Below are 8,988 nucleotides of genomic sequence, written 5' to 3'. Positions count from 1 at the left end.
AGCGACGAAGATGCTGAGTATGCTACCGTCTACGAGTGGGACGTCTCAAACATCGAGTCCCAGGTAGCGTTCCCGCACCTGCCTTCAAACACACGCGGTATAAGCGAAGTCGGCGATGTCGGTATCGACCAGGTAGTCATCGGTTCCTGCACGAACGGCAGGATGGAGGATTTGAGAATCGCGGCCCAGATCCTCAAAGGCCACACGGTGGATAGGAAGGTGCGCTGCATCATCATCCCCGGCACACAGGATATCTATCGCCAGGCCATGAGAGAGGGCCTGATCGATATATTTATCGAGGCTAAAGCGGCGGTAAGCACCCCGACGTGCGGGCCGTGCCTCGGCGGGCATATGGGAATCCTCGCTAAGGGCGAGCGCGCTCTTGCGACCACGAACCGTAACTTTGTCGGGCGCATGGGTCATCCCGAAAGCGAAGTATATTTAAGCGGACCGGCCGTAGCCGCCGCATCCGCAATCGCCGGCAAGATCGTAAGCCCAGAGCATATATAGGAGAGGGTCACTATGATATACAAAGGAAAAACGTGGAAATTTGGGCGGGATATCGATACAGATGCGATCATACCGGCCCGGTATTTAAAGACAAGCGATCCGGTTGAACTCGGCAAGCACTGTATGGAAGATGCCGATCCGGAGTTTATGAATAAGATGAACAGCGGCGATATCATCGTCGCCGATGAGAACTTTGGCTGCGGCTCTTCGAGGGAGCACGCCCCAATCGCAATCAAAGCGGCGGGTATCTCCTGCGTAATAGCCAAGTCGTTCGCCAGGATATTCTATCGCAACTCTATAAACATGGGGCTCGCCATTCTTGAGAGCCCGGAGGCGGCCGATGGGATCAAGACCGGAGACGAGGTCCAGGTGGATACCGATAAAGGCGAGATCACCAATCTCACTACCGGCAAAGTGTACCAGGCAAAGCCGTTCCCTGAGTTCATCAGCAATATCATCAAGCAAGGCGGGCTTATCAACTATACAAAAGAGAAGGTAAAAGCCCAAGCCAAATAAGTGTAAAATAAAATTTCGAATTGCGAATGTCGAATCGTAAAAGACGAGACATATTAATTCGCAATTCGACATTCGCAATTCCAAGGGGGAAGACATTGTATAAGATCGGAGTTTTACCCGGTGATGGAACCGGTCCCGAAGTAGTAAATGAAGCCTTAAAAGTCTTGCAGGTAGCAAGCGAAGTCGAGAATTTCAAGTACGAACTCGTCCACTATGATTTCGGCGGCGACAGGTACCTTAAGACAGGCGAGATCCTGCCCGAATCAGCGTTCGACGAGTTTCGCAAACTCGACGCCATATTGCTCGGCGCAATCGGGCACCCCGATGTAAAGCCGGGAATTCTCGAGAAAGGCATCCTGCTTCGAATCAGGTTCGAGCTTGACCAGTATATCAACTTACGTCCGGTCAAGCTGTATCCCGGGGTCTATACTCCGATAAAAGAAAAAGGGCCGAACGAGATAGATTTTGTGGTGGTTCGCGAGAACACCGAGGGTCTTTATGCGGGCGCCGGCGGTTTTCTGAAGAAAGGTACCCCGGATGAGGTCGCCATCCAGGAGAGCATCAACACGAGAAAAGGCGTCGAGCGCTGCATCCGCTATGCCTTCGACTATACAAAAGAGCGCAACAAGGAGAACAAGCTCACGCTGTGCGGTAAGACCAACGTTTTAACTTACGCATTCGACCTCTGGGAGCGCGCGTTTTACGATGTAGCCAAGGAGTATCCCGGCGTCACCACCGATTACGCGCACGTCGATGCTATTACTATGTGGTTTATAAAAAACCCGGAATGGTTTGACGTCATCGTTACCGATAACCTGTTCGGCGACATCATTACCGACCTTGGAGCGATGATCCAGGGGGGCATGGGTATCGCCGCCGGCGGAAACATCAATCCTGAAGGCGTTTCGATGTTCGAGCCGATCGGTGGCTCGGCGCCTAAATATACAGGTATGAATGTAATCAATCCGCTTGCCGCGATATCGGCCGCCCAGCTCATGCTGGAGCACCTTGGCGAACAAAAAGCGGGCAAACGTATAGAGCAGGCGGTTATGAACGTAACCGCCGAGAAGATAAAAAGCCTCGCCGCAGGCCAGATGGGCTATAGCACATCTGAGATCGGCGATATGGTCGCAGATTTGGTGAGGGAAGGATAGGAAGCAGAAGCCAGGAGTCAGTATCCAGGAGAATTTCGAATTTCGAGTGTCGAATTACGAATTAGTGAAAATCCGGAGAGTGGGTTCTAGGTTTTATTCTGAATTCTGGCTCCTGGATTCCGACTCTTAAATTGGGGAGGTAGCGCGGAATGCCAATAGAAAAAGTTGAAAAGATATGGCAAAACGGGGAATTTGTGGATTGGGATAAAGCCCAGGTGCACGTGCTGACGCATGCCCTGCATTATGGCTCGGGCGTGTTCGAGGGAATCAGGGCATATGAGACACCAACGGGAACGGCCGTTTTTCGTCTTACCGAGCACATGGAAAGGCTGCTGAACTCGGCAAAGGTCTACCTGATGCCGGTACCGTATTCGGTCGACGAACTCGTCAAGGCCACAAAAGAGCTGATCAGGGTCAATAAGTTGAAAAGCTGCTATATCCGCCCGATCGTGTACAGGGGATACGGCGAGATGGGGTTAAACCCATTGAATTCGCCCGTTGACGCTGCGATTGCAGCCTGGACGTGGGGCACGTATCTTGGCGAAGACGGCCTCAAAAACGGTATTAGGGCAATGATCTCCTCATTTAGCAGGATCGACCCGAACTCGCTCCCGCCGGCGGCCAAGGCAACCGGGCAGTATATAAACTCGATCCTCGCCAAGATGGAGGCCATCTACAGCAATTACGAAGAAGCCATCATGCTCGATTCCAGGGGATTTGTCTCCGAGGGAACGGGCGAGAACCTATTCGTCGTCAAAAACGGGGTTATCCATACACCGTCGACGTCGGCGAGTATTTTAGAGGGTATTACCCGGGACACCGTGATAGAATTGGCAAACGATATGGGCTACGAAGTTATTGAGCGCGACCTTGTAAGGAGCGACCTCTTCTTAGCCGATGAGATATTTGTAACCGGCACCGCCGCCGAGATAACACCGATCCGCGAAGTCGATAAGCGCGAAATCGGCAAACCCGGCCCGGTAACGACCGTCCTGCAGAATAAGTATTTCCAGGTCATTAAAGGCGAGGACGACACATACGCCCATTGGCTTGAGCATGTTTAGGGAATTACGAATTGGTGAAGGTCTAGAACGTGGGTTTTGGTAGGGAGTATGCGATATGGCAGAAGTCAAACTATACGACACAACACTACGGGACGGGGCGCAGCGTGAGCGCATCTCGTTCTCGGTATCCGACAAATTAAAAATCGCATATGAGCTGGATAAACTCGGCATCCACTACATCGAGGGTGGATGGCCGGGCTCAAATCCAAAAGATATAGAGTTTTTCGAGCGCGTTAAGAATATCAAGCTAAAAAACTCAAAGATCGTCGCATTTGGAAGCACGCGTCGCAAAGATATCAAGCCCGAAGACGACGTCAACTTAAAGTCCCTGGTAGAATCGGGGGCCGGTGCGGCGTGCCTTGTCGGCAAGTGCTGGCATATCCATGTCGAACGCGCCCTGAGGACGACCCTCGAAGAGAACCTCAACATGATCAGCGACTCGATCGCCTATTTGAAACAAAAAGGACTCGAGGTCTTCTTCGATGCCGAGCATTTCTTCGACGGCTACAAAGACAAACCCGACTACGCGATTGCGGCGTTGAAAGCCGCTGAAAGCGCTGGCGCCGATTGCCTCGTCCTGTGTGATACCAACGGCGGCACGATGCCCTTTGAGATAAAAGAGATAGTCGAGGCGGTACAACGAAACGTGACCGCGCCCCTTGGGATACATACCCACAACGACGCCGAATGCGCCGTCGCAAACTCGATCATCGCAGTACAGGCGGGGGTCGCCCAGGTACAAGGGACGATCAACGGCTACGGCGAACGCTGCGGTAACGCCAATCTTTGCTCGATAATCCCGGCGCTGCAGCTTAAGCTCGGGATCGATGTCATGGGTCCCGACCAGTTAGAATTACTAACCGAAGCATCGTTGTTCGTCAGCGAGATCGCAAACTTAAGCCCGTACCCGCAGCAGGCCTATGTCGGTCACAGCGCGTTTGCGCACAAAGCGGGCTTGCATACCAGCGCGGTCGAGCGCGAGGAGCGCGGCTACGCCCATATCGACCCGGGTCTGGTCGGCAATATCCAACGCGTGGTAGTCTCCGAGCTTGCGGGCAAGAGCACCATCATCCTCAAAGCCCAGGAACTCGGAATCGATCTCTCGGACGAGCCGCATAAGGTTACGGACATCCTCAACCGGATCAAAGGTCTCGAGCACGTCGGATATCATTTCGAGGCGGCTGACGGGTCGCTTGAGATACTGATTCGAAAAGCGCTGGGGATACAGCCCCACTTCTTTACGCTTGAGCGCTTCAGGGTGATTATGGAGAAGCGCGAGGATGGCCGGGTTGCGACCGAGGCGTCGCTCAAATTACAAATCGGCGGCGAAGAGGTCATAACGGCGGCTGAGGGAAACGGTCCTGTCAACGCGCTCGACGGTGCGCTCAGAAAAGCCATCCAAACGGTCTATCCGGCACTGGCGGATATCGAGTTAAACGACTTTAAGGTCCGCGTGCTCGATGAGAAGAAGGGCACAGGTGCCGTGACCAGGGTACTTATCGAGAGTGGTGACGGAAAGAAAACCTGGGGTACAATCGGAGTCTCGGAAAATATCATCGAGGCGAGCTGGCAGGCCCTCGTTGACAGTATAGAATACGGCCTGATGCACAAGCGCGTGCATGAGGAGAACGGTTTTAATGGAGTAAACGGAGGTTAGAGTTGAAATTTGTTCGGTTTACCTACGGCGGCCCGATCGCTTACGGCATCCTTGAAGGAGACGAGGTCCGCGTAATCGACGGCACGCCTTTCAAGCCGTTCACACCCACGGAGAAGAAGTATCCCCTCGATAAGATAAGGATATTAGAGCCATCGATACCGTCTAAAGTGGTGGCTGTCGGCCTGAATTATACGGACCACGCCCGCGAAATCAATATGGAGATGCCCGACGAGCCGCTTATCTTTCTCAAGCCGCCTTCATCGGTGATCGGCACCAATGATGATATCATCTATCCGCAGATGAGCAAGTGGATCGAGCACGAAGCCGAGCTTGCGATCGTAATCAAGGAGACGACACGGCAAGTACCCATCACCCAGGCGATCGATCATATCCTGGGCTATACCTGTGCAAATGATATCACCGCGCGTGATCTGCAAAAAAAGGACGGCCAGTGGACGAGGGCCAAGGGCTTCGATACCTTCTGCCCCATCGGCCCCTATATCGCCACGCTCCCCGATGACGACCCGCATCACCTCGATATCAAATTAACCGTAAACGGTGAGGTCAAGCAGTCATCGAACACGATCAACATGCACTTTAAACCCGAGTACCTGGTCTCATATATCTCCCATATCATGACCCTCTGTCCCGGCGATATTATCCTTACCGGCACATCCCCGGGCGTAGGGCCGATAGTCCCCGGGGATGTTATAGAGCTGACAATTGAGGGGATAGGACTCTTGAAGAATAAAGTCATAAAGCTTTAGGAGTAGCAGTATGTCGTGTTCGAGCTGGAGAGAATCGAAGGGTAGAGAGGCGATATGCCGGAACTGATCCAGGTAAACGAGGACGTCTATTATCTATCCGACCACCAGAACTACGGTGTCATAAGGACCGCAGGCGACGAATGTGCGGTTGTGGACTCGGGTATGGATGACGACAGCGCCCAGATGATACTTGCCGCGCTCGAGGCCGAGAAGCTGAAGCTCTCGGTGATAATAAACACCCACTCGCACGCCGACCACTACGGGGGCAACAACTACCTGGTCAAAATAACCGGATGCAAGGTCTACGCACCGCCGTTCGAGGCGGCGATCATGACAAACCCCTCGCTCGAGCCGTTCTATATTTACGGCGCCGAAGCACCCCAAGAACTGAGGCAGCCCTTTATGATGGCAAAACGGTCCCCGGTCGACAAGCTTCTCGAGGAGCCGTACATGGTGATAGGGGATAAAGAGTTCAAGGTCATCCCGCTCCCGGGACACTCGCCGAATCATATGGGAGTTATCGTCGATGACGTGTTTTTCTGCGGCGATAGCGTGTTTTCGCCGGGCGCCTGGAATAAGCTCATCTTGATTTATATGGTGAACGTGGGAGAGATGACCAAATCGATAGAGAAGCTAAGCCGGGTTGGCGCTAAGAGCTTCGTTCCCTCGCATGTTACCCCGACCGGCGATATAACCGAGCTTGCGGATGTGAATTTAACGAAGATACGGGATCGTATCGACGACATCTTGCATATCCTGCAGGTTCCGGCGCAAACGGCGACTATTCTCTGGGAAATCTGCAAGAAACACGGGCTGGCGGTTACCACGCTGCAGCAATATTACCTCTGCATGGATACCCTGAAAGCCTACCTGAGCTTCCTTCTCGGCGAGGGTCTGGTGACATACGATTTTGACGCCAACAGATTGATGTGGCGAGCTGTCGAGTAATTAGAGCAACCACCCGCAAATTGCAGTAATCGCTGCAAAATGTAATAAGCATCCGGAAACCATCCACTTTTTTATGCTAAGATAATAAAGAGTTACTACGTCACTAAGGTGAATTATTCCTGGAGGTAATGTAATGGCGCTCGACGAGAAGCTGCGGACAGACCAACTAGACGACCTCTTTGATGCGATCTTAAAGATCGAGGACAGGGAGGAAGCATATAAATTCTTCGAGGACCTCTGCACCGTAGCGGAGATAAAGTCGATGGCCCAGCGCTGGGCGGTTGCGCGAAAGCTCGATGCGGGGGAAACCTATATCGATATCGCTACCGAGACCGGGGCAAGTACCGCCACGATCAGCCGCGTTAAGCGGTACCTTGAGTATGGGGCCGACGGCTACCGGTTGATGCTCGACCGGGCTAAAGAGCGCTAGTTCTGTAAACGTACTCAACACACGGCTGCCCTTTGCACATCGTCTCCCTGCTAAAGGTAAATCCGGCCCCTTCAAAAGCCCTGATCGACGCTACGTTTCTATGCTGTATGCGCGCGATTACCGTGTCCAGGGGAAAGACCCCTGCGGCAAAATCAAGGGCAGTCGATATTACAGGGCTTGCAAGTCGTTTTCCCCTGTAGTCTGCGGCTACCGAAACGCTTATCGCCCCATCTTTATGCAATCTTACGTGCGCTACCGGCGCCCATACTTCGTTCTTCAAACCCTCGACAATGAGAAGGAGCACATCGGTATCGTGCCTCAGTGCAGAGAAAAACCGTTTATATGTATCAAGCGGCACTGTGCCCTGGTTTAGACTCATATCCCGCACAAGCGGATCGTTAGCCCAGCCGTACATGAGCATAACATCATCGGCACTTGCGGTCCGCGCCTGTAGCTTCATAGCCACTCCATCCCAAGATAATATGTTTAGATGATTAGCTGATTATGCCATGAGTGGGAGAGCGTTTAAACCCCAAATCGCCGATACCCAAATTTCTTACGAAATTATCGTAAATAATAGTTGAGTTTTCAGCGGGACTGTTCGATAATCAGGTTATCAACTAATACAAGTTGAATTCGTGATATTCAACTATATACGGTTGATTAACCTATTCTAAACCAAATGCGATTGATGTAGTGGCGTATTTGGTAGTAACGGCAAAGCTGGATCAAGTCAACGGGGGATACTTATAGTGAATTACACGGTCATCACCTGCGATATAATCGAATCGCGCGCTCTTGAGCAAAGAGAGCAGGCCCAGCGGCATATCGAGGCCGCTTTTGGGGAGATAAACACCCGGTTTGCGGCAGACATCGCCATACCGTTTCAGTTTACGCTCGGCGATGAGTTTCAGGGCGTACTGACCGACCTGGCAAAAGCACCGTATATCGCGGGAAGGCTGCGTGAAGAGGTCGCCCCCGTTAAAATCCGCATCGCAATCGGCTTTGGCGGGATTACAACAGAGCTTTCAGGGGATATCCGTAAGGTCGATGGCCCGGCGTTTCATATCGCCCGCGATGTCATGGACGATTTAAAGCGCAAGCAAAAGAAACGGGGCCTAAAACACAAGCAGCACCTGACGGGGTTTGCAAGCGAGCGGGGATTCGATGATACCGTGGATACCGTCTACATGCTTTACGATGTTCTTATCAGCGAGCGTACTGAGAAGCAATGGTGGGCCGCCAAAGTCTATAATCTCGCGGGGACGGCGACCCGCGCCGCCACGCAATTCGGGACGACGTTTCAAAACATCTCAAAGCAGGTAAACGCCGCCCATTTGTTCGAGACCAATCAGTCAGAGCACTTCCTGGGGCACTACCTCGTGAGCAGTTGCGCCGGTCTTATCGATGACTGGTCGTTGCCGAACGCAGCCGGTGGAGAGTAAGTATGCTGGTCTTTATTAAGCTTTTACTCGCGCACGTGCTGGCCGATTTTCCTTTGCAGCCCCGGTGGCTTGTCGAGCTAAAGGCAAAGTCTATCCCTGGAGCATTCCTGCATGCGGCCGTCTTTTGCCTGGTCGCAGCGGTATTATTTAACACCGCCCTCACCGGACGCATTACGATGGCTATTTTATTAATAGGTGCGGCGCACTTCGCCATCGACCTGCTTAAAACGCGCTACTTCTCGGGCCCGACCTGGTTATTCCTTGCCGACCAGGCGCTTCACGTTCTCGCCATCGCGCTTGCATCGCTCATCATCTTACACATCCCGTCGGATAGGGTATTCCAATCGACGGTCGATTCGCTCAACTCACCGAAATTCCTGATCCTGGCCATCGCATTTATCATCGCTACAGGGGGCGGCTCGGCATTCGTCTCCGCTGTTACCCGCCCGTTCTTAGAGCAAATACCGCCGGGCGGGTTAGCTAAAGGATTAAAAAAC

Annotated in this window: 11 protein-coding genes; 10 read left to right on the top strand and 1 reads right to left on the bottom strand. The window is 52.7% G+C overall.

Going from position 1 to position 8,988, the window contains the following annotated elements; genetic code table 11:
* From ACYC56_RS05770 to ACYC56_RS05735, 8 genes are all read left to right on the top strand, one after another.
* A partial coding sequence (locus ACYC56_RS05770) for an aconitase family protein (protein WP_461373228.1) occupies window positions 1-510 on the top strand: 510 nt, incomplete at its 5' end.
* Window positions 511-522: 12 nt separating this feature from the next.
* Window positions 523-1,026 carry a 3-isopropylmalate dehydratase small subunit gene (gene leuD, locus ACYC56_RS05765; protein ID WP_461373227.1) on the top strand — a complete coding sequence of 168 codons (504 nt, stop codon included), beginning with the start codon at window positions 523-525 and terminating at the stop codon, window positions 1,024-1,026.
* A 95-nt stretch (window positions 1,027-1,121) separates the two neighbouring features.
* Entirely contained in the window at window positions 1,122-2,180 is a 1,059-nt protein-coding gene (locus tag ACYC56_RS05760; protein WP_461373226.1) for a 3-isopropylmalate dehydrogenase, read from the top strand.
* A 149-nt stretch (window positions 2,181-2,329) separates the two neighbouring features.
* Window positions 2,330-3,244 carry a branched-chain amino acid transaminase gene (locus ACYC56_RS05755; RefSeq protein WP_461373225.1) on the top strand — a complete coding sequence of 305 codons (915 nt, stop codon included), beginning with the start codon at window positions 2,330-2,332 and terminating at the stop codon, window positions 3,242-3,244.
* A 55-nt stretch (window positions 3,245-3,299) separates the two neighbouring features.
* Entirely contained in the window at window positions 3,300-4,901 is a 1,602-nt protein-coding gene (cimA, locus tag ACYC56_RS05750) for a citramalate synthase (protein ID WP_461373224.1), read from the top strand.
* 2 nt (window positions 4,902-4,903) lie between these two features.
* Window positions 4,904-5,668, top strand: coding sequence for a fumarylacetoacetate hydrolase family protein (locus tag ACYC56_RS05745; RefSeq protein WP_461373223.1), 765 nt, complete (start codon window positions 4,904-4,906; stop codon window positions 5,666-5,668).
* A gap of 54 nt (window positions 5,669-5,722) precedes the next feature.
* On the top strand, window positions 5,723-6,616 hold the full coding sequence (locus ACYC56_RS05740; protein ID WP_461373222.1) for an MBL fold metallo-hydrolase: 894 nt from the start codon (window positions 5,723-5,725) through the stop codon (window positions 6,614-6,616).
* A 133-nt stretch (window positions 6,617-6,749) separates the two neighbouring features.
* Window positions 6,750-7,046, top strand: coding sequence for a YerC/YecD family TrpR-related protein (locus ACYC56_RS05735; RefSeq protein ID WP_461373221.1), 297 nt, complete (start codon window positions 6,750-6,752; stop codon window positions 7,044-7,046).
* Here the strand turns inward: ACYC56_RS05735 and ACYC56_RS05730 are convergent.
* Window positions 7,033-7,506 carry a GNAT family N-acetyltransferase gene (locus tag ACYC56_RS05730; protein ID WP_461373220.1) on the bottom strand — a complete coding sequence of 158 codons (474 nt, stop codon included), beginning with the start codon at window positions 7,504-7,506 and terminating at the stop codon, window positions 7,033-7,035. The two genes, ACYC56_RS05735 and ACYC56_RS05730, sit on opposite strands and share 14 nt — an antisense overlap.
* Before the next feature lie 292 nt (window positions 7,507-7,798).
* On the opposite strand from ACYC56_RS05730, the gene ACYC56_RS05725 reads away from it, so the two are divergent.
* Together ACYC56_RS05725 and ACYC56_RS05720 are read left to right on the top strand one after the other, a co-directional pair.
* The gene (locus ACYC56_RS05725) at window positions 7,799-8,491 is read left to right on the top strand and encodes a SatD family protein (protein ID WP_461373219.1); all 693 of its coding nucleotides are present in this window, start codon (window positions 7,799-7,801) and stop codon (window positions 8,489-8,491) included.
* Between the two features lie 2 nt (window positions 8,492-8,493).
* Window positions 8,494-8,988: DUF3307 domain-containing protein (locus ACYC56_RS05720; protein ID WP_461373218.1), on the top strand; the 495-nt coding region annotated here is incomplete at its 3' end.

It is taken from the genome of Candidatus Aquicultor sp., from assembly GCF_054640775.1.
Note: the sequence above shows the minus strand (reverse complement) of the source record. Positions and strands in the feature narration are given on the sequence as shown.